Below are 19,077 nucleotides of genomic sequence, written 5' to 3'. Positions count from 1 at the left end.
TCAGCTTACTAAAATTAATCACAAGATAAAATAATGACAAACCGGCTGGTCGCATACCAGGGAGAACCCGGCGCATACAGTGAAATAGCCGCACTTCGCTTCGGCGATCCCACCCCATTCGAAACGTTCGACAAAGCGTTTCATGCGGTTGAAGAGAGAAAAGTTTCTTGCGCGGTCATTCCGATAGAAAACTCTCTCGGAGGAAGCATTCACCATAATTACGATCTGCTGATGCAGCACCCTGTCCGGATCGCAGCCGAAACATTCGTAAAGGTTGAACATTGCCTGCTCGGTCTACCGACAGCATCTGTCGAAGCGAACGGCAACGTTCTCTCGCACCCGCAGGCTCTTTCCCAGTGCCGTAACTTTTTCGCTGCCCATAAAAATCTCATGCCTGAAGTAGCGTACGATACCGCAGGCAGTGCCAAAATCATCGCTGATGAAGGTAATCCGGCTCGGTTTGCCATCGCATCAAAAAGAGCGGCTGAACTCTACGGCCTGAAAATATTCAAAGATAACCTCGCTGACGAGGACTGGAACATCACCCGTTTTTTTTGTATCACCCATGAAGAACACACGTCTGACCTCGACCTTAAAAACAAGCCGGATACAACCAGACAGAAAACCTCGATCGTTTTCACCCTTCCGAACGAACAAGGTTCACTGTTCAGGGCGATGGCGACACTGGCGTTAAGGGATATCGACATGACAAAAATCGAATCGCGCCCTTCGAGAATGAAAGCTTTCGAGTACTTCTTCTATGTGGATTTCATAGGGCATGAGAGCGATCCTGTAATTCATAACGCCCTGACACACCTCAGGGAATTTGCGACAATGGTTAAAGTCCTGGGAAGCTATGGCGTCGTTGAATAATTCCGGTCAATTGACATTCGATATGAGCACAGCCTCGAACAAAAAGCAGCCTGAACACACCGGGGATAAACCGTCTCTCTTTCTGCTCGATGGCATGGCGCTGGTCTATCGGTCTTTCTTTGCACTGCAGCGAACCGGAATGACAACAAAAGAGGGCATTCCGACAGGTGCAACGTATGGTTTTTTCGTAACATTGTTGAAAATCTACGAAACCTACAAACCGCACTACCTTGCCGTCGCTTTCGACAGTGCTGAAAAAACGTTCCGGCATGAACTCTATGAACCCTACAAAGCGAATCGTCCAGCACCCCCAGAGGATCTCATCGCACAGTTGGATCTGATTTTCAAGCTTGTCGAAGCAATGCGGATTCCGGTTCTCAAGCAACCGGGCTATGAAGCTGATGACCTCATAGGAAGCGCAGCGAGAAAATTCGAGCAGGACTGCACCGTATATATCGTCACACCTGACAAGGACCTTGCACAGCTTGTTCATGACGGAGTAAAAATTCTCAAACCCGGTAAAAAACAAAATGAACTGATGCTTCTCGGTACCGGAGAAATAATGGAGCAGTTCGGTGTTTCGCCGGAACGCTTCACCGATCTTCTGGCGTTGACCGGTGACAGTTCGGACAATATTCCCGGCGCAAAAGGAATCGGCCCGAAAACAGCATCGAAACTCCTCAATACATACGGCAGCCTTGAAAACGTTTTCGACCATCTTGACGAGCTTCCTCCGAAATCACGCAAAAGTCTTGAAGCATTCGATACCCAACGGAAACTGATCGAGGACCTCGTTACGATCAGGACGGACCTCCCTCTCGACACGACACTGCTCGACCTTGAAAGTGAAGAGCCTGATAGCTCGAAACTTTTCAACCTGCTTGACAAGCTGGAAATGAAAAGCATTGCAGCGAGGATTCCACAAATCTTCCCAGGCCTCCAGCCGCCTCGACACGGTAACACCGACCCAACGAAACCCGAGACCGCTACGTCTGAAAATGTAGCCTATCATCTCATTGGCGATGAAAAAGGAGTGCGTAACCTCGAAAAAAAACTCTCGGCACTGACCGGTTTTGCCATCGATACCGAAACAACCAGCCTGAACACCCTTGAAGCCGAGCTTGTGGGAATATCGGTAAGCTGGAAACCGCAAGAAGCATACTTCATCCATTGTACACCAAAAGGACTGAGCCCTGAAACGGTCCTCGACATACTCAAGGAAGTACTTGAAAACCAGGCCATTGTCAAAAATGGCCAAAATCTCAAGTACGATATGCTTGTTCTAAAAAACTATGGTGTACGCCTTTCTCCTGTAGGATTCGATACCATGCTCGCAAGTTACGTCATCGATCCGGAAGAAAAACACAATCTTGACGATCTTGCCGATAGATATCTCGGATACCGTACCACAACGTACAGCGAGCTGACAGGCTCAGGGAAAAAAGCCATACCCATTCATGATGTTCCCATCGACAAACTCACCGCCTATGCTTGTCAGGACGCAGATATCGCGCTTCGACTCCAGCAACACCAGGAGAAAATTCTCGGTGAAAATACCGAACTTTTCAATCTGTGCCATGATATAGAATTCCCGCTTGTCGAAGTACTCGCAGATATGGAGTTCAAAGGAATCGCCCTCGATACCGACCAACTGAAACGAACTGCAGAAACCGTTAACCGACAGATAGAGGATCTCAAAGGAAGGATCTACGAAACAGCCGGCCTCGGTTTCAACATCGATTCGCCCAAACAGCTTGGCAATATCCTGTTCAACGTTCTCGGACTACCTGCAAAAAAAACGACAAAAACAGGTTACTCAACCGATATGAGAGTGCTCGAAGAACTGTCACTGCTCCATCCTGTCGCGAAAGATATTCTGGAGTACCGTAGTCTTCAGAAACTCAAAACCACTTACATCGAGGCTCTTCCCAGAATGCTTTGCCTGAAAACAGGAAGGCTGCACACCTCTTTCAACCAGCATATTACCGCAACCGGCAGACTGTCATCTTCGAATCCCAACCTGCAGAATATTCCGATCCGCACAACACTGGGTAAAGAGATTCGCAAAGCCTTCATAGCCTCCGAAAAAAGCGATTATCTGCTTTCAGCCGACTATTCACAGATAGAGCTTCGCATTGCAGCTGAAATCTCACAAGATCCCCACCTTATATCCGCCTTCGAACAGGGGGAGGACGTTCACTCGGCAACGGCAAAAGCGATTTTCGAAACGGAAACCATAACCGATGACATGAGGCGAAAAGCCAAAGAAGTCAATTTCGGTGTCCTCTACGGTATTCAGCCATACGGCCTTGCACAAAGACTCAATATCACCCAAAAAGAGGCGAAAACCATCATCGAAACGTACAAGTCGAAATACCCTGGCCTGTTTGACGCACTCCAGAAAATCATCAGCGACGCAACTGAAAAAGGGTATGTTACGACGTTGATCGGACGCAGAAGATATATTACCGACCTGCGCAGTAAAAACAGGAACATTCGAATGGCAGCCGAAAGGGCCGCTATGAACACTCCCATTCAGGGAACCGCGGCCGATATCATCAAATGTGCAATGAGCCTCACGGCGGAAAAGCTTCGTGACAACGGCATGCAATCCTCGATGCTCCTTCAGGTTCATGATGAACTCGTTTTTGAAACAGCACCTGATGAGAAAAAGCCGCTCTCGACAATAGTAACGGATTGCATGGTAACAGCAGCCAAAATATGCGGACTTTCGAACGTACCTGTCGAGGTTGAAATCGGAATCGGGAAAAATTGGCTCGACGCACACTGACAGCGGAGAAGTATTGCCGATCGAAAAACTTTTTTTATATTTTCGAAATTTCAAACAGTTCCCTGCACATTCCAAGCACAGGAGACAGATGTTTTCCAGGAAACGCTTCTACTATCTCACAGAAGACGGACGGTTTATGCCGCTGCACGTTCTCGCATTGCTGCTCACAGGGATTTTTATCGTTTCCATTGTTTCAATTACGGCAGCGTCCTTCGCCTTTCGTAACAACAGCTCCACATCCTCTTCCATTCATCCTTCCGATAACGAATCGCTCATAACACTTCAAAAGCAGATTTCCAGACTCGAAGAAGAAATTGAATCACTGTCCGATTCCGATCATCAATTACGCCTTGCCGTCAACCTCCCATTGATACCCGAAGAAGAAAAGAAAATGGGTACCGGCGGAAGCCGAACAGCAGACATTTTTGCCGGTAAAGAGTCATCGACCCACCTTTTCGCGATGACGGAAAAAAAAATAGACAAGCTCAGTCTTAAAATTGCACAGCAGAAAAGCAGCCATAAAAAGATTCAGGATACCTGGGTCAAAAATCAGGAGCTTTTCGCATCGATCCCTGCCCTGAAACCTATCAGCGGCCGCATCACGAGTGGATTCGGCATGCGTCAACACCCTATTTACAAAAGGCGTATACACCACGACGGCATCGATTTCTCCGCCCCTTCAGGAACGAAAGTATATGCTCCGGGAAATGGAGTCGTTCAGTATACAGGCTATAACTTCGGTTACGGCAGGAAAGTCGTGATCGACCACGGATTCGGCTACAAAACCGTCTATGCACATCTGTCAAAGTCGCTGGTTAAAAAAGGTCAGAAAGTAACACGGGGTGATGTTATAGCTCTTTCAGGCAACACAGGTATTTCAACCGGTCCACACTTGCATTATGAAGTGCATAAAAACAACCGGAAGATAAATCCATCCGCTTATTTTTTCGATACGTTCGCACCGGAGAGTTTCCTGACAGCGAAACCTGCCTCGAAGCAAAGCAACAGTAACTCATAATTCTGAATTAATACCCGATATCATATGTTCTGGAACCTGGACCTGGCAAGATATATTGCCGATGCCCCATGGCCTGCAACAAAAGAAGAATTGATCGATTTCGCAAATCGCACCGGAGCCCCCCAGGCCGTCATCGATAACCTGAACGATCTGCCGGAAAGCGATGAACTGTATGAAAGTCTCGAAGAGATCTGGCCCGACTACCCTACCGATGAAGACTTTTGTTATGGAGATGAAGAGCCTATAAATTAGGGAGATAAATACGACGCGTGTTATTTTTCTACATAAAAAAATCTTTCGGCTATGCACCGCATTTCTGATTCTTTCGATTGCCGTCCAAGCACTCCCGACCCCATCGTGCGTCGCACAGAAGCAGGACCGGACTGAGCCGGCTGATCAACCGGTTACCGTAAAAAAAATATCCATAACCGGCAACCGGTCTCTGAGCAAGGAAGAGATCCTCGAAATCATTTCCACGTCAAAAAAAGACACCTTCAATCAGGAGGTGTTCGACCGCGATATAGCCCTGATAAAAAAGCTCTACACCTTCAAGGGCTTTTTTGAAGCGACTGTCGACGCATCGGTGAAAACCGATGAAAAAAAAAACAGAGTCGAACTGAGCATCCTCATTGAAGAAAAATCCCCAGCCAGAATCGATACCGTCAGATATAAAGGGCTCGACAACATAACAGTACCTTTGAGGAAGAAGTATCTCGAGGAGAGTAAACTCGAGCGCGACTCCGTTTTCACAGTCGATCACCTCATTGAAGAACGTGACCGAACGGTTGATTTCTTCAAGGAATACGGCTATGCTTTCATGCATGAAGACAGTATCCGCATACAAGTGGATACAACCGGTTTGCTTGCCGGCCTACAGACGAATATCTCACTTCCAAAAGTACTCGAATACGGCTCCCTTCAGGTCGTTGTTCACGATCCGCTCGCGAAAGATACTGCAGCGGTAACGCCACAACCGAAGAATATTCGGCAGGACAGTATCGATATCGTGCAACACGGCAGGCAGGACATTTCATCCGAGCTGATCACGAATTATACAACCTATCGACCTGGAGATACCACCAGTCTTTCTCTGGAAAGAAAAACGTTGCAGAATTTCGGCTCGACAAATGTCTTTTCTTCGGTGTTCATACGAAAAGATTCGGTTCGCGAAGGCAAACTGTATACATCGATTCATTTGGAACCGAAACCGAAGCATCTGATTGAACCAAAAATCTATCTTGACAATCGTTATGGAAGCCTTTTTGCAGGTGCTTCAGTAGGATACGAAAATAAAAATCTCTTCGGGGGAGCGGAAAACCTGAAAGTCACCACTGATTTCGGGATGCAGCTCAGCACATCGAACGATTTGTTGGACAACCTTGACGAAAGCCTCTATGCAAAGTACAGGCCCTATGAGTTTGCATTTTCAGCAAACGTAGCCAAACCCGAGCTGAAAAATCCCGGGAACATGTATGCCGGAACCCTTGAATACTCGCGATCCCGTCTACCGATCCTTCTCGATAATCAGAAAGGGCTTTTTCGATTGAGCTATAACGCACAACTCTCAAAAAAATCCCGATTGAATTTTGATTTCTTCGAACTCGAACTGGTGAAAAAGGATTCACTCGATGGGTTCAAAGAGCTTTTCAAAACCGATCTTGCCGAAAATATCGGTGTTGACCCAGCTGACCCGGTTGCTGTCGACAACAGTCTGGACAGCCTGCTGCAAACCAACCTCAATCAAACCTTTCGTCTACAATATTTCCACTCGAACCAGAACGACCCGTTACGTGAGACAAACGAAACTGTTTATACCTGGAATATCACTCTCGAAGAAGTCGGAGGTCTTGTTTATCTTATCGATGAATACATAGACACGAAAAGTTACACAGGATTCACAAATGACGAACCGCAGATTTTCGGGACACCATATTCTCAGTTTCTCAAAGCAAGCGGCCAGTTCACCTTCACCCAAAACATCACCGAACAGCAGCAAATTGCCGGTAGGGTTTTCCTTGGCGCAATGGCTCCCTATGGTAAAGCCGACGCTACACCTGACGAACGCCGATTCTATGCAGGCGGGCCCAATAGCATGAGAGGATGGGCATTCAATACCCTGGGACCGGGCGGCAACAAAAGCGAGGCTACCGCAACGCTTGGAGCGGATATAAAAATCGAAACAAACCTTGAATATCGCCTGAAATTCTTTAAACTTTTCGGTCAACCATCCGGTATCGCCTTTTTTACCGATGTAGGAAACATATGGGACAGAAACGGCCCTTATGCCCTGACACTCGAGTCTCTCTATAAGGATATCGCATGGGATGCGGGTATAGGCCTGCGTGTGGGGTCGCCGATCGGCCCCTTCCGTTTCGATTTTGCCTATAAACTTTACGATCCTACACAAACTGAACCCTGGCAGCTCTCCGATTGGAACCCCGGAGACTTCACGTTCAATTTCGGGATCGGCGAACCATTTTAATAATACTGCTCAAGAACCTTTTATCAGTTATTCTTTGTACCATCATGCAGCAAAAAAACACACTTCTGGCACCATCCATTCTGTCTGCAGACTTCACGAAACTCGCAGCCTCGATTGAAATCGCCGAAAAAGCAGGCGCAGACTGGCTCCATTGCGATGTCATGGACGGACATTTCGTACCGAATATAACGTTCGGTCCATTTATCATAAAAGCGATTGCAGAATGTTCGGATCTCACAATCGATACCCATCTGATGATTTCCGACCCCGATTCGTATATCCCCGATTTTATCAGTGCCGGCTCACATCAGATAACGGTTCACCAGGAAACCTGTCCTCACCTGCACAGAAGTGTACAGCTCATCAAAAGTCTCGGAGCAAAAGCTGGAGTGTCGATAAATCCCGGCACACCGGTATCGACCCTTGAATCGATACTGCCCGACCTCGACCTTGTTTTACTGATGTCGGTCAACCCCGGATTCGGTGGTCAGAAGTTCATCCCATCATCCTTGGGGAAGGTAGAAAAGCTCCATACCATGCGCAACAAGCTCAACCCGGAGATGATTATCGCCGTTGACGGAGGTGTAACCGTAGACAACGCCCAGGATCTCGTAACGGCAGGAGCGGACGCACTGATCGCCGGCACAGCATTCTTCAAGGCTGAAAATCCGGCGGAAGCTGCGGAAAAAATCAAGTCCGCTTCCAGGTGAATCGCTGAAGTTCCCGACCCAGCAATCCTTCACCGATCAGGACGGCATCGAATGATGCATCCTGCATCGTGAGGACATCCGAAGCACGCTTCAGGCCGCTTTCCGCAACGGCGACGACGCCTTGCGGAATAGAAGGCCTGAGGCGAAGTGATGTGTCGAGACAGACAGTGAAATCGTTAAGGTTCCGATTGTTGATCCCGATAACAGCCGCTCCGGCTTCGAGCGCACAATCCAGCTCTGTATGATCATGCACTTCCACAAGAGCATCGAGACCAATGCCTTCGGCAAGCTGCAGGTAGTCTCTGAGCTTTAGAGGATCGAGTGCAGCAACGATTAGCAAAACCGCATCGGCCCCTATCAGGCGAGCCTCGTAAATCTGTGACTCGTCGATGAGAAAATCCTTGCGCAGAACAGGAAGATCAAAGGCTGCGCTTACTTGCAGCAAGTACTCGTTGGCTCCCTGAAAAAAATTACGGTCGGTAAGAACGGAAAAAGCCGAAGCCCCTATTTCCACATATCGCCTTGCTATTTCGAGCGGCTGAAAGTCTTCAACCATGACGCCCCTGGAAGGCGATGCTTTCTTCACTTCCGCAATCAGGTGGATTCCTCCATGACTGTTCTGCAGCGCCGCCTTGAAACCTCGAGCGGGAGGAAGATCTTTTTCCACAGTATGATAGCGCGCAGCAAGCCTTTGTTGTTTTAAAACATCGACCTCACCCGCCTTGTGCTCGAGTATTTTTGTGAGGTATGTCGTCATGAAAAATTGGCTGGATCGGCGATATCCCTCAGTTCGCTCTCGAAATCGACAATCTGGCGGATATTGTCCAGAAACCAGGGGTCTATACCTGTCGAGTTATAGATCTCATCAACGGTAGCACCTGCCTGAAAAGCGTAGCGAAGATAAAACATCCTGTCAGCTTTCGGCAACTTGATCTTTTCCAGGAGGTCTTCTTTGGCAAATTTTTTCTGCTGCTGCGTCATATCAACAACATTCATGATATCCTTTCCATCGCTTCCAAGACCGGCCCGCCCGATTTCGAGCCCACGTAGAGACTTTTGAAGAGCTTCACGGAAATTCCTCCCGAAAGCCATGACCTCTCCTACAGACTTCATCTGCACACCGAGCCTTGAATCAACGTTCTTGAACTTCTCAAAATCCCATCTTGGCACTTTTACGACACAGTAATCGATCACCGGTTCAAAGCTCGCAGGGGTCGATTTTGTAATATCGTTCTGAATCTCATCGAGTGTATAACCGACCGCAAGTTTCGCTGCAACCTTGGCGATAGGAAATCCTGTCGCTTTTGACGCAAGAGCGGAACTGCGCGATACCCTCGGATTCATTTCGATAACAACAACCCTGCCGTTTTCCGGATTTATGGCAAACTGAATGTTACTGCCACCGGTTTCGACCCCAATTTCACGGATAATCTTTATCGATGCGTCCCTGAGAGTCTGATACTGTCGGTCCGAAAGAGTCTGGGCAGGAGCTACCGTAATACTGTCGCCGGTATGAACCCCCATGGGATCAACATTCTCGATTGAACAAACAATAATGACGTTATCGGCAAGATCGCGTATCACTTCGAGCTCAAACTCTTTCCAGCCAATAAGACACTCCTCGACCAGCACCTCGCCGATAGGACTTTCCGCAATACCACGCCTGACTGCATCGTAGTAATCGGACTTGGTTTCCGCAAACCCTCCACCGGTTCCACCGAGAGTGAACGAAGGCCGTATGACAATTGGCAGCCCAATCTCTTCAAGCGCTTCTTTCGCCTCCTTTTCGTTACGGACAAAAAAGCCTTTAGCCATTTCAAGGCCGAGCTTCTTCATGGCATCACTGAAAAACTCCCGGTTTTCGGCTTTTCTTATCGCCCTGAGCTTCGCCCCGATAAGCTCGACCCCGTTCCGCTCGAGTACGCCACTTTCGGCAAGACTTACAGCCGTGTTCAAAGCTGTCTGACCTCCCATGGTGGGCAGCAAAGCATCCGGCTTTTCTTTCTCGATAATCTTGCGAACATATTCAGGAGTGATCGGTTCGATATAGGTGCTGTCCGCGAACTCTATATCGGTCATGATGGTTGCCGGGTTGCTGTTTACCAGAATTACCCGGTAACCATCCTCCTTGAGGGCCCGACAGGCCTGTGTGCCTGAATAATCGAATTCACATGCCTGGCCGATAACAATCGGACCGGCACCTATGACTAAAATCGACTTGATATCTTCCCGCTTTGGCACTTTTCTTCCGGTTTTATGCGTTTCTGACGATGAACGAAGGTAATGTAAAAAAAAATGTCGCTACTCTATCACCCTTATAGCTTCCTGGTGAAAACCACCTTCTTCACGACGGTACCAGGACGTTACGGCAGACGGTTGCATGTTTTGTACTGAAAGGATGATCATCGAGTGGCCCGGTCTTGCAAAATTCACATCGTTGTTTGAAGGAATCGCCGGCGAACCGATATGAGAATGATATGATCCGACAATTTCCAGCCCGAGCCCTTCCGCCTCACGCTCGACATCGAGATACTCGGAATAGGAAATCTCGAATCCATGCTCCCTGCCATTGTAAAGCACATTGGCACATGGTGCTATCTCAAAAACCAAATTTTCGTATTCACCCTTGTGGTTCGGTTTCCGTCTACCCGCAAGCAGACCGCAGCACTCGTAGGGTATATCTCTCAGTGCATGTTCCTGTATTATCTCGAACTGGCGACGGGGTAACTGCATCCTGACGTTTCGAATTATGCTCTCTATGTAGCGTGTATTGTATACGTTGATAATTAATTCTACCTGCCGAAATAAACCAACAGGTAAATCCACCATCAAGCACGTGCTTTCGCACCGATATCCCGACGGTAATAACAGCCGTCGAAAGCAACGCCACTCAACGCACTGTATGCAAGAGCGATGCTTTCTCCAAGTGCCGGCGCAACAGCGGTCACCGACAGGACTCTACCTCCGGAAGTCTTGAGTTTTCCGTCTTCAAGCACTGTGCCTGCGTGAAATACCATCACGTTGTCAAGCGCCTGAAGTTCGGGATCTATTTCGATCACTTTTCCTGTTTCGTAACTTCCGGGATACCCTTCGGATGCAAGAACAACCGTCGTCGCAGACAGCGGTTTCATCTCAAAAGCAATCTCACCCAGACTGCCGCCGAGGCTGGCCTCGAGAGCTTCAAACAGCCCATCCTGCATCAGCGGAAGTACAACTTGGGCTTCGGGATCACCGAGACGGGCATTAAACTCCACTACCGAAGGTTCGCCGTTATCGATCATAAGCCCGATATAAAGAAAGCCTGTATATGGTGTCCCCTCATCCCGCATCCCTTCCAGGGTTGGAACGATCACGCGCTCCTCTACCTTTTTCATCACCTCTTGACTGACAAGAGGTGCAGGCGCATATGCCCCCATGCCACCGGTGTTTTTGCCCGTATCACCATCCCCGATCCGCTTGTGATCCTGTGAAGGTAAAAAGAAACGGTATTGGGTTCCATCGGTCAAGACAAACACACTAGCCTCCTGACCGGCTAAAAAGGATTCGATAACGACCTCATCGGCAGCTCCGCCGAAAATCCTTTTTTCAAACAAATCATCGATGGCTTGCAGGGCATCAGCACGAGTTTCGGCAACAATAACCCCCTTTCCTGCAGCAAGGCCGCTGGCCTTTATAACCTGGGGAAACACCGTTGTTTTCTCAAGAAAATCTTTTGCGGAATCATACTCCCTGAAAACCTCGTAGGAGGCCGTTGGGATGTTGTTACGGCTCATGAAATCCTTTGCAAAAACCTTGCTGGTTTCGAGCTGTGCCGCGTATCTCGTCGGACCGAACACTTTTTTCCCTGCTTCGGTGAACAGATCCACGATACCCGCTTCGAGAGGCTGCTCCGGCCCGACAACCGTTAAATCAATCGACTCTCCGACAGCGAACCGCAACAAACCCTCGACATCGGTTGAGCCGAGAGCGACGTTCTCAACGTTACCCCCCATTGTTGCTGTCCCACCGTTTCCCGGAGCGACGTAGACTTTCGACACTTTTTCACTGCGAGCAATAGCCCAAGCAAGGGCGTGCTCCCTGCCCCCTCCACCGACTATCAGTACTTTCATAAAAAATGGTTTGCACCCAATGTACCGGGATTGTTGCGGTAACCCTTCACTTCATACAAACCAACTATATAACGCAGGCGGTGAAAAAAACAAACAAAAAAATCCCCAGCAGGCGACACAAACCGCCCATTGAAAGACAATTACACCGAAGACATAGGTAGAGAAGATATGGAGAATCAAAAAATCAGAAGACTTTTGGTACATTGCTGAAAGCTGTCTATCCCTACCCGTAGGGACTGCCAACAAATCAACCTTTCATGTGGCATGCCTTTACTCCCTTCTCTTTCCGGACTGATCCTGCCCGGAGTGTTGAAACTCCTGGTTTCGACACTCCGCCTCACTGTCATAAATCCCCGGCAGGAAATATTCGATCAAACAGGAAAGAGGATTTTTGCATTCTGGCACGGCAAAATGATCTATGGATGGCTGCTTGCCCAACATCTTTTCCCCGATAAGACCATACATGCGGTTGTCAGCCTTTCAAAAGACGGTGAAATCCTTTCACGCACCCTTGAAAAACTTGGTTTTACCCTGATACGGGGATCGAGTTCGAAGGGAAGCAACGAGGTAAAAAAAGCCATGCTCACGGAACTGGCGAACAATGGCATTATCGCAATTACCCCGGACGGACCACGCGGGCCACGTCAGGCATTCAAGTACGGAACACTCCGCCTTGCCTCGGCAGAGCGGGTCCCGATCATTTTTGCCGCCATCCGTTACAGTAAAGGCTTTCAGCTTAAAAGCTGGGACCGTTTTGAAATTCCGTTCCCGTTCAGCCGGATCTATGTCACGATTCACAACATCGAAGTCCCCGAATTCAAGAATCAGGAAGAACTGAAAACATTCGAACATCAACTGTCAAAGAGCTTGGCTGATGACTAACGTTCTGAACACGCTGCTTTCACCGGCGGCTCTGGTCTACGGTGCCGTTATCTTTACCCGTAACAGGCTGTTCGACCTTGGCGTTTTTCATAGTCATAAAGCTGCAGTACCGGTGGTTTCGATAGGCAATATCAGTATGGGAGGAACCGGTAAAACCCCATTGGTCGATTTTGTGGTCAAGTATTTCACCCGAAAGGGGTTGACACCGGCTGTTCTCTCACGAGGCTACAAAAGAAGTACAAAAGGCGTCACCATGGTTTCCGATGGCCGGCAAGTATTTCTCGGAAGCCGTGAAGCCGGCGATGAATGTGCGATGCTCGCACACAACAATCCGGAAACAATTGTGGTGGTTGCCGAAAAAAGAATAGAAGGCGCTGATTTCATTGCCGAACACTTCGCCGGCAATCTCCCCGATGTCCTTGTGCTCGATGACGGTTTTCAGCACCGGCAGCTCGATCGTGATCTCGATATCGTTATCATCAACAGTACGGCACCTTTTTTCAATGACCGGCTCATACCTGCCGGTCGTCTGAGAGAACCTCGTAAAAATCTCGACCGTGCCGATCTCCTTGTGCTCGGCAAGGTTACCGACCAAATCAAGGCGGCTCACCTCGCGAAAAAGGTATCGCTTACCGGTAAACCGCTGGTCATGACCAGCGTCCGTCCCGGCGAACCGGTACACTTTGCAGGACCCGGTAACTCGGTGCCGGAGAAAGCGATTGCATTAGCAGGCATAGGACAGCCTGAAGGATTCATTGCTTCGCTGGAGCAACGTGGTATAAAAGTCGTGTCAAAGGCGTTTTTTCCCGACCACGCGGACTTCCCGCTTGCAAGCATAAAAACTCTCGTCGAACGGTCAATCGATGAGAACCTCTCGATTGTCACCACCGAAAAAGACTACTTCCGCCTGCAATCAAATCAACCTGTGCTGGAAACCTTGTCCCGGGTTTCTTGTTTCTATCTTCCAGTCTCAATCGAAGTCATCGAAGGAAAAAAAATTCTCGAACAAATGCTCGACAAGGTTGTTTCTCAAAATCTTTAGCCGAAGATCCCGAAATACCGGAAGAGATCCGGCATTCCATTCATGGAGAGAAACAGGAAAACCCATGGATCCCCGGGTCGCACTTCATTTGCCCGAGGATGACAGAGGGAGGAGAGCCATGCTGGAGAATGACTGGGCGAAAGGAGTCAAGCTGGACGTGAAGTGGCATCCAATCCCCCACGAAAGTCATGCCGCACTTGATGCGGCATCCATGGTGGCATTCATTGAAAGATGGATCCACGGGTCAAGCCCGAGGATGACCGGGAGAGGGGGCCATGTTGGAGAATGACTGGGAGAAAGGAGTCATGCCGCACTCGATGCGGCATCCATAGTGAAAAACAGGGACGCTCATGGATCCCCGGATCACGCTCCGCTTGCCCGAGGATGACAAGAAGAGAGAAAGTGAAGCCCTGTCCGGGGATGACACGGAAAGAGAACCGTCGAACCGGCCGGTCATTCCTTGATTATCTTCGCTATCGCCTTGAATGCATCACCCTTCGCTACACGCAGCAGCTCAAAAATCACCATCTCCGTGCTTTTCAGAAAAGCTCCTGCATTTTCGATGCAGTGTATCCCCAAATCCCGGTTTTCTTTCGTCCTTGAAGAAACCGCATCGGTGATCAGATGAACGTTGTAGCCGTATTCTATCAACTCGTTGGCCGTCTGATAGACACACACATGGGTTTCCATTCCGGTGACAAGCACTTCGTTTCTTTTCAGCTTCCTGAGAGCTTCCATAAAACCTTCATCGGCACAGCAGCTGAACGCGATTTTTTCGAACGGATCTTCTTCCGCCAACAGTTTTTCAAGCGGAGCCACCGTATGTCCGAGCCCTTTCGGGTACTGTTCGGTATAGAGCACCGGCACACCGAGAATCTTTGCCGCCCTGACCAGTTTCGAAATATTTTGTTCAACAGCTGCAGACTCGTAAACGATCTGTGCCAGTTTTCCCTGCACATCGATGATCAGTAAAACAGTATCTTGCGAAGAAATCATGAACCGAAAACGTTAAGACTGTTAGAGTATTTTTAAGGCAGCGCTGGTTTCATGCCAAACAAAACTACAAAAACGTAACAATTAAGACAATTATTTTCAGTCACTTATGAACTATGAAAAATCGGGAACAAACTCATTTCTCCGGGGCACCAAAGGAGAATACCTTGTCGTCATCCAGTTTCTGATAATAGGTATCTTCATCATGACTCCTGTCTGGCAACCTTTCGGAATTGCAGAATTCGAGGAATGCCTTACAATTCCTCGCACGGCAGTCCTGATCGTTTGCGGAGCGACCGCGCTGCTCTTTGGAGGACTCGGGTCACACAATCTCAAACAATATATCACCCCGCTTCCCTATCCTGTCGATCATAATCAACTCGTTCGGACGGGAGTATACTCATTCGTGCGCCACCCCCTGTACAGCAGTCAGTTGTTTATCGGTTTCGGCTGGTCATGTTACGCTATGAGCCTGTCACATTTTCTCCTCTTTGTTTTTGCATTTTTTTTCTTCTCGTTCAAGGCTGCAAAAGAAGAACGATGGCTCACACAGCGACATCCCGAGTACAAGGAGTATGCGCGAGGTGTGAAGAAGTTCATCCCCTTCATTTATTGAGATGCATCAGAATACCTGCTCTCCCATACCGACAGCGATACCCGTAATTCTGAAATCTTCGAACCGGGTTATTCTGTAAACCATCGTCCACCCTGCACCGTGAAATCAACACATCCATGTCACAGTGCGTGGTTTGGAGTTCCACTGCTTGCTGCATTCAAGTGAGCTTCGTCGTTGCGTCAACGCACCAGTCATCTTGACAGATTATTGGTACTTCAACATCACTCGACCTGCTGAAATCCAGTTTTTGCAGGTCGATTTTATGCAGTGTCGGATTCAAGTAACTGTAGAAGTAGTACTGCTTCTTTGTGTAGTCGCGAATGACCGCCCATTGCGTAAAATCGGACATCTTTTCGGGGTGATCCATCTCTGTGATGGTACCACAAGGGACCCATATGGTCTGCAGCAGTTGCCAGGCAAAGCTGATGTTTTGCTGTTCGTTCCCCGGTTCCGGCCGATATACCGAGAGGCACATTTTAGCTGCCCGCACGAAGCGTGACGGAGGCGTGGCATCTCCGGGCAGACCGAGCATGCCACTACCGTTGGTTTCCTGACCGTACTGATACTCCGTATTCCGGGGAGTCAGCTTTTCATACTTCTCCTGATTCAGATTCTCCAGCTGTTCGCCGTAAAAAGGTGCGTTGGTGAGCAATCCATCATCCGTGAGCGTCTTGACTACCTCACCGCTGTGAAATTCGATAACAAGACAGTCACCAGTTTGGTCCTGTACCATGAAGTGTAGCGGAGTTTTGTTTTGCAGAAACGGGACACCCTCGATTTGAACCGCTCCGCCATCCATAGCCGCGTTCAGATCCCTCACTGTCGCGAAATTCCCCAATGCCCAGGAGGGGAAATCGGATACCCAGATACGGTTGTCTTCGGTACCCGTGGCTCGTGGGTACTCCGATCCGGGAAGCCACAAGGTCGCAACGCTGAGACCGGCACTGTTCATACCATCGCTGACACTGGGTAACGGCACGTCAGCACTTATAACCGGTAGTTCCGCCACGGCACCGATGAAACCGTACTTCGCCTTCCATTTCAGCGGATGAATAATGGCATGTGGACCATCGGGAAAGGAGTCTCCAACCGCGAACTTCTTCAGAACCGTCTTAAAAAGAATACCGAAATCCATGGTGCGGGCGGAGACAAGATGGACAGGTTGCTCTCCGCTGACAGGAATTGAGAAATTGGTACACATTGTTCAACCTCCTTCGAGAAAAGTGTTATGCAGCCAGTTACAAAGAATACCGGTTTCAACCGGTCCTCTACTCGAAACAGCCATCAATACAACGGCTTGTTCATCACTGGATACCTCGAATAAGAATGAAACCTGGCGGATCAACACTCATAGGCACTACTGGAAACTGCCGGATACTTTTTCTACTTGAAACGAAAGGGAAGATGCGGGCAAGAACAGTGCCGCCAGGGCACAAAAAAACAACATGATCGACCACTGTATACTCAAAAAGCTTTTTGCAGGCAAAAAAGTTTCGGGCTATGCATCCCGTAATCGAGCCGTCCAGTGTAATACTCTTTGTTTCACTATACAGAGTGATCCGGCGTCCAATCCCCTCGAAGTCATGCCGCACTCGATGCGGCATCCATAGTGAAAAACAGGGACGCTCATGGATCCCCGGGCCGCGCTCCGCTTACACGAGGATGACTCGAAGAGAGAAGGTGAAGCCCGGTCCGGGGATGGCACGCCGAGAAAGGGAGAAGTCAGGCAAGAGGACTACATGAAAGAGAAACTCATCGTATACCCAAACTTGTCACCTGCCTTTTTCTCAAAAGTGTTCAATAACTGTTCAGCCAGCTTTTCGCTTCGACAAATCGTCGTGAGCTTTTCGAGAGCAGGGCGAACGGAGCGCAAGAACCGGAGCGTACACGTGAGTACGTGAGGATTCCGAGCACCGTTCAACGCAACTACCGAAAGACGTAACAGATTTATCGGCGCGAAACACCGAACAACTCCGGCAACACCTCCCCTGCGGCTCCCTCGACAACCCTGTCATAGGCAATATCCCCGGACGGTTCGGGGTTTATTTCTATGCAGTAAGCACCGGACTTTTTTGCAAGGTCGGGATATCGTGCCGCGGGCCAAACAGTCCCCGATGTACCGATGCTGATAAAGAGATCACAGTTACCGATGGCTTGGGAAGCCTTGCTCATGACAACCGCATCGAGCATGTCTCCGAACCAGACGATATCGGGCCTGAGCCAGTCCCCGCAATCACACCGGTTCGTCTCGAACTTTTCTCCGAAATCCTCTTTCCTGAAACCGCAGCTCTGGCAGCGTAGACGCCAGAGACTGCCATGCAGTTCGATAACCTCTTTCGAACCGGCACGCTGATGCATACCGTCGATATTCTGTGTCACTACCCTGGCACAGGACATATCGGCAATAACCCTGTGACCGTCGTGAGGCGTACAATCAAGCACCGAGCTGCGGCGCTTTTCATGAAAAGCGAGAACCTTTTCGGGATTCCGTTCAAATGCCTCCTGACAGGCGTATTCCTCTATACTGTATGACCCCCAGATTCCCCCCTTTCCACGGTAGATCGGTACACCGCTCTCTGCCGACATGCCTGCACCGGTAAAAAAAACGATGTTCGAAAAATCTCTTTGTTCAATTGTTTTCATGGGATGGAGCAATAGTGTTACTGATTTTCCAATTGCAGCCACAGGTAATTTCGCAATCTTGCCGATTTTTTTTAACATCGTACAATGATCCTCGATGTCGCTCATCGGTAATCAGATTACAATGTGAACCGATCATTTCTGTAGATGACCATGAATATCAAACTACTGCTGCTCCTTTTTTGGGGTTTTATCATCTACAATATCATTGCGGCGATTGTCTCGTATTTCCTCTAAAATGAACCCCAAACAATCATGAAAAAAATAGGTGTTCTGTTATCAGGCTGCGGCGTAATGGATGGTTCGGAAATCCACGAAGCCGTTCTGACACTTCTCGCCATCGACGTTGCCGGTGCACAGGCAATCTGTATCGCCCCGGACATCAACCAGCATCACGTCATCGATCATGCAACCGGCGAGGAAATGACGGGTGAGACCCGCAACGTGCTCATCGAGTCCGCACGTATTGCCAGAGGGGATATCAAAAATCTCAAGGATATCCATTCGCTGAACCTCGATGCCCTTATCCTGCCAGGTGGGTTCGGGGCCGCAAAGAACCTGTCGGACTATGCGTTCAAAGGAGCCGATTTTACCGTACTGCCGGAGGTTGCCGATGCCGTTCGATCGTTCTATGAAACAGGCAAACCGCTCGGCTTCATCTGCATCGCTCCCGTCATCGCCGCCAAGGTTCTCGGAAAAGAGAACGTGGAAGTAACGATCGGCACCGACAAAGCAAGTGCATCCAATATCGAAGCGGTAGGAGCGACTCATGTCAATTGCCAGGTTTTCAACATACACGCCAGCAACGACGGAAAGGTAATCAGTACACCCGCCTACATGCTCGGTCCGACAATCAAGGAGGTAGCAAAAGGCATCGAGAAACTGGTCAACGCAGTAGTAGCCTTAGCCTGAGAAGCAGCG

At 49.0% G+C, this 19,077-nt stretch carries 18 protein-coding genes; 11 read left to right on the top strand and 7 right to left on the bottom strand.

The genetic code is table 11. The features are described from left to right. Window positions 1-33: 33 nt before the first annotated feature. The 6 genes from pheA (at window position 34) to rpe (ending at window position 7,874) form a co-directional block, all read left to right on the top strand. Complete coding sequence (gene pheA, locus QZ209_RS00365; RefSeq protein ID WP_294343247.1) at window positions 34-873, top strand: prephenate dehydratase; 840 nt, start codon at window positions 34-36, stop codon at window positions 871-873. Further along, complete coding sequence (polA, locus tag QZ209_RS00360) at window positions 857-3,664, top strand: DNA polymerase I (protein ID WP_294343246.1); 2,808 nt, start codon at window positions 857-859, stop codon at window positions 3,662-3,664. The genes pheA and polA overlap by 17 nt, the downstream gene beginning before the upstream one ends. Window positions 3,665-3,752: 88 nt before the next feature. Beyond that, window positions 3,753-4,682 (top strand): M23 family metallopeptidase, encoded by a 930-nt coding sequence (locus tag QZ209_RS00355; RefSeq protein ID WP_294343244.1) that lies wholly within the window; start codon window positions 3,753-3,755, stop codon window positions 4,680-4,682. Between the two features lie 24 nt (window positions 4,683-4,706). Next, a complete protein-coding gene (locus QZ209_RS00350) occupies window positions 4,707-4,934 on the top strand; it encodes a DUF2795 domain-containing protein (RefSeq protein WP_294343243.1) in 228 nt (75 codons plus the stop codon). Between the two features lie 40 nt (window positions 4,935-4,974). After that, window positions 4,975-7,164 carry a sorting and assembly machinery component 50 gene (locus tag QZ209_RS00345; RefSeq protein ID WP_366515726.1) on the top strand — a complete coding sequence of 730 codons (2,190 nt, stop codon included), beginning with the start codon at window positions 4,975-4,977 and terminating at the stop codon, window positions 7,162-7,164. A 44-nt stretch (window positions 7,165-7,208) separates the two neighbouring features. Then, window positions 7,209-7,874 (top strand): ribulose-phosphate 3-epimerase, encoded by a 666-nt coding sequence (gene rpe, locus QZ209_RS00340; RefSeq protein WP_294343239.1) that lies wholly within the window; start codon window positions 7,209-7,211, stop codon window positions 7,872-7,874. On the opposite strand, the gene trpC is transcribed toward rpe, so the two are convergent. From trpC to purD, 4 genes are all read right to left on the bottom strand, one after another. Next, window positions 7,855-8,631, bottom strand: coding sequence for an indole-3-glycerol phosphate synthase TrpC (trpC, locus tag QZ209_RS00335; RefSeq protein ID WP_294343235.1), 777 nt, complete (start codon window positions 8,629-8,631; stop codon window positions 7,855-7,857). The two genes, rpe and trpC, sit on opposite strands and share 20 nt — an antisense overlap. After that, complete coding sequence (gene carB, locus QZ209_RS00330) at window positions 8,628-10,115, bottom strand: carbamoyl-phosphate synthase large subunit (protein WP_294343232.1); 1,488 nt, start codon at window positions 10,113-10,115, stop codon at window positions 8,628-8,630. Before carB ends, trpC begins: the two co-directional genes overlap by 4 nt. Before the next feature lie 60 nt (window positions 10,116-10,175). Continuing rightward, window positions 10,176-10,607, bottom strand: coding sequence for a M67 family metallopeptidase (locus tag QZ209_RS00325; RefSeq protein WP_294343311.1), 432 nt, complete (start codon window positions 10,605-10,607; stop codon window positions 10,176-10,178). A 95-nt stretch (window positions 10,608-10,702) separates the two neighbouring features. Then, window positions 10,703-11,983, bottom strand: a complete 1,281-nt coding sequence (purD, locus tag QZ209_RS00320) for a phosphoribosylamine--glycine ligase (RefSeq protein ID WP_294343230.1) — start codon at window positions 11,981-11,983, stop codon at window positions 10,703-10,705. Window positions 11,984-12,247: 264 nt separating this feature from the next. Between purD and QZ209_RS00315 the strand changes: the two genes are divergently transcribed. The 3 genes from QZ209_RS00315 to QZ209_RS00305 all read left to right on the top strand — a co-directional run bounded on the left by QZ209_RS00315 (window position 12,248) and on the right by QZ209_RS00305 (window position 14,196). Further along, on the top strand, window positions 12,248-12,865 hold the full coding sequence (locus QZ209_RS00315) for a lysophospholipid acyltransferase family protein (protein ID WP_294343227.1): 618 nt from the start codon (window positions 12,248-12,250) through the stop codon (window positions 12,863-12,865). Next, window positions 12,858-13,907 (top strand): tetraacyldisaccharide 4'-kinase, encoded by a 1,050-nt coding sequence (lpxK, locus tag QZ209_RS00310; RefSeq protein ID WP_294343226.1) that lies wholly within the window; start codon window positions 12,858-12,860, stop codon window positions 13,905-13,907. Before QZ209_RS00315 ends, lpxK begins: the two co-directional genes overlap by 8 nt. Window positions 13,908-13,971: 64 nt before the next feature. Then, window positions 13,972-14,196, top strand: coding sequence for a hypothetical protein (locus tag QZ209_RS00305; protein ID WP_294343224.1), 225 nt, complete (start codon window positions 13,972-13,974; stop codon window positions 14,194-14,196). Window positions 14,197-14,360: 164 nt separating this feature from the next. Here the strand turns inward: QZ209_RS00305 and QZ209_RS00300 are convergent, their stop codons facing one another. Beyond that, complete coding sequence (locus QZ209_RS00300) at window positions 14,361-14,903, bottom strand: hydrolase (RefSeq protein ID WP_294343221.1); 543 nt, start codon at window positions 14,901-14,903, stop codon at window positions 14,361-14,363. Between the two features lie 106 nt (window positions 14,904-15,009). Between QZ209_RS00300 and QZ209_RS00295 the strand changes: the two genes are divergently transcribed. After that, the gene (locus QZ209_RS00295; RefSeq protein ID WP_294343219.1) at window positions 15,010-15,516 is read left to right on the top strand and encodes an isoprenylcysteine carboxylmethyltransferase family protein; all 507 of its coding nucleotides are present in this window, start codon (window positions 15,010-15,012) and stop codon (window positions 15,514-15,516) included. Window positions 15,517-15,673: 157 nt separating this feature from the next. On the opposite strand, the gene QZ209_RS00290 is transcribed toward QZ209_RS00295, so the two are convergent. Further along, window positions 15,674-16,717 (bottom strand): linear amide C-N hydrolase, encoded by a 1,044-nt coding sequence (locus QZ209_RS00290; protein ID WP_294343217.1) that lies wholly within the window; start codon window positions 16,715-16,717, stop codon window positions 15,674-15,676. 746 nt (window positions 16,718-17,463) lie between these two features. Beyond that, complete coding sequence (locus QZ209_RS00285; protein ID WP_294343214.1) at window positions 17,464-18,264, bottom strand: NAD-dependent deacylase; 801 nt, start codon at window positions 18,262-18,264, stop codon at window positions 17,464-17,466. A 147-nt stretch (window positions 18,265-18,411) separates the two neighbouring features. Between QZ209_RS00285 and elbB the strand changes: the two genes are divergently transcribed. Then, window positions 18,412-19,068, top strand: coding sequence for an isoprenoid biosynthesis glyoxalase ElbB (gene elbB / locus QZ209_RS00280; RefSeq protein WP_294343213.1), 657 nt, complete (start codon window positions 18,412-18,414; stop codon window positions 19,066-19,068). The last annotated feature ends 9 nt before the right edge of the window (window positions 19,069-19,077 follow it).

It is taken from the genome of Prosthecochloris sp. (genome assembly GCA_015482705.2).
Taxonomy (GTDB): Bacteria; Bacteroidota; Chlorobiia; order Chlorobiales; family Chlorobiaceae; genus Prosthecochloris.
Note: the sequence above shows the minus strand (reverse complement) of the source record. Positions and strands in the feature narration are given on the sequence as shown.

Excerpts from the sequence above, each read along its gene's own strand:
- lpxK (WP_294343226.1), top strand. The coding sequence starts at position 12,858 with ATGACTAACGTTCTGAACACGCTGCTTTCACCGGCGGCTCTGGTCTAC.
- QZ209_RS00350 (WP_294343243.1), top strand. The coding sequence starts at position 4,707 with ATGTTCTGGAACCTGGACCTGGCAAGATATATTGCCGATGCCCCATGG.
- QZ209_RS00290 (WP_294343217.1), bottom strand. The coding sequence starts at position 16,717 with ATGTGTACCAATTTCTCAATTCCTGTCAGCGGAGAGCAACCTGTCCAT.
- QZ209_RS00295 (WP_294343219.1), top strand. The coding sequence starts at position 15,010 with ATGAACTATGAAAAATCGGGAACAAACTCATTTCTCCGGGGCACCAAA.
- QZ209_RS00285 (WP_294343214.1), bottom strand. The coding sequence starts at position 18,264 with ATGAGCGACATCGAGGATCATTGTACGATGTTAAAAAAAATCGGCAAG.
- QZ209_RS00325 (WP_294343311.1), bottom strand. The coding sequence starts at position 10,607 with ATGCAGTTACCCCGTCGCCAGTTCGAGATAATACAGGAACATGCACTG.
- trpC (WP_294343235.1), bottom strand. The coding sequence starts at position 8,631 with ATGACGACATACCTCACAAAAATACTCGAGCACAAGGCGGGTGAGGTC.
- purD (WP_294343230.1), bottom strand. The coding sequence starts at position 11,983 with ATGAAAGTACTGATAGTCGGTGGAGGGGGCAGGGAGCACGCCCTTGCT.
- pheA (WP_294343247.1), top strand. The coding sequence starts at position 34 with ATGACAAACCGGCTGGTCGCATACCAGGGAGAACCCGGCGCATACAGT.
- QZ209_RS00355 (WP_294343244.1), top strand. The coding sequence starts at position 3,753 with ATGTTTTCCAGGAAACGCTTCTACTATCTCACAGAAGACGGACGGTTT.
- elbB (WP_294343213.1), top strand. The coding sequence starts at position 18,412 with ATGAAAAAAATAGGTGTTCTGTTATCAGGCTGCGGCGTAATGGATGGT.
- polA (WP_294343246.1), top strand. The coding sequence starts at position 857 with ATGGCGTCGTTGAATAATTCCGGTCAATTGACATTCGATATGAGCACA.
- QZ209_RS00305 (WP_294343224.1), top strand. The coding sequence starts at position 13,972 with ATGGATCCCCGGGTCGCACTTCATTTGCCCGAGGATGACAGAGGGAGG.
- rpe (WP_294343239.1), top strand. The coding sequence starts at position 7,209 with ATGCAGCAAAAAAACACACTTCTGGCACCATCCATTCTGTCTGCAGAC.
- QZ209_RS00315 (WP_294343227.1), top strand. The coding sequence starts at position 12,248 with ATGCCTTTACTCCCTTCTCTTTCCGGACTGATCCTGCCCGGAGTGTTG.
- QZ209_RS00300 (WP_294343221.1), bottom strand. The coding sequence starts at position 14,903 with ATGATTTCTTCGCAAGATACTGTTTTACTGATCATCGATGTGCAGGGA.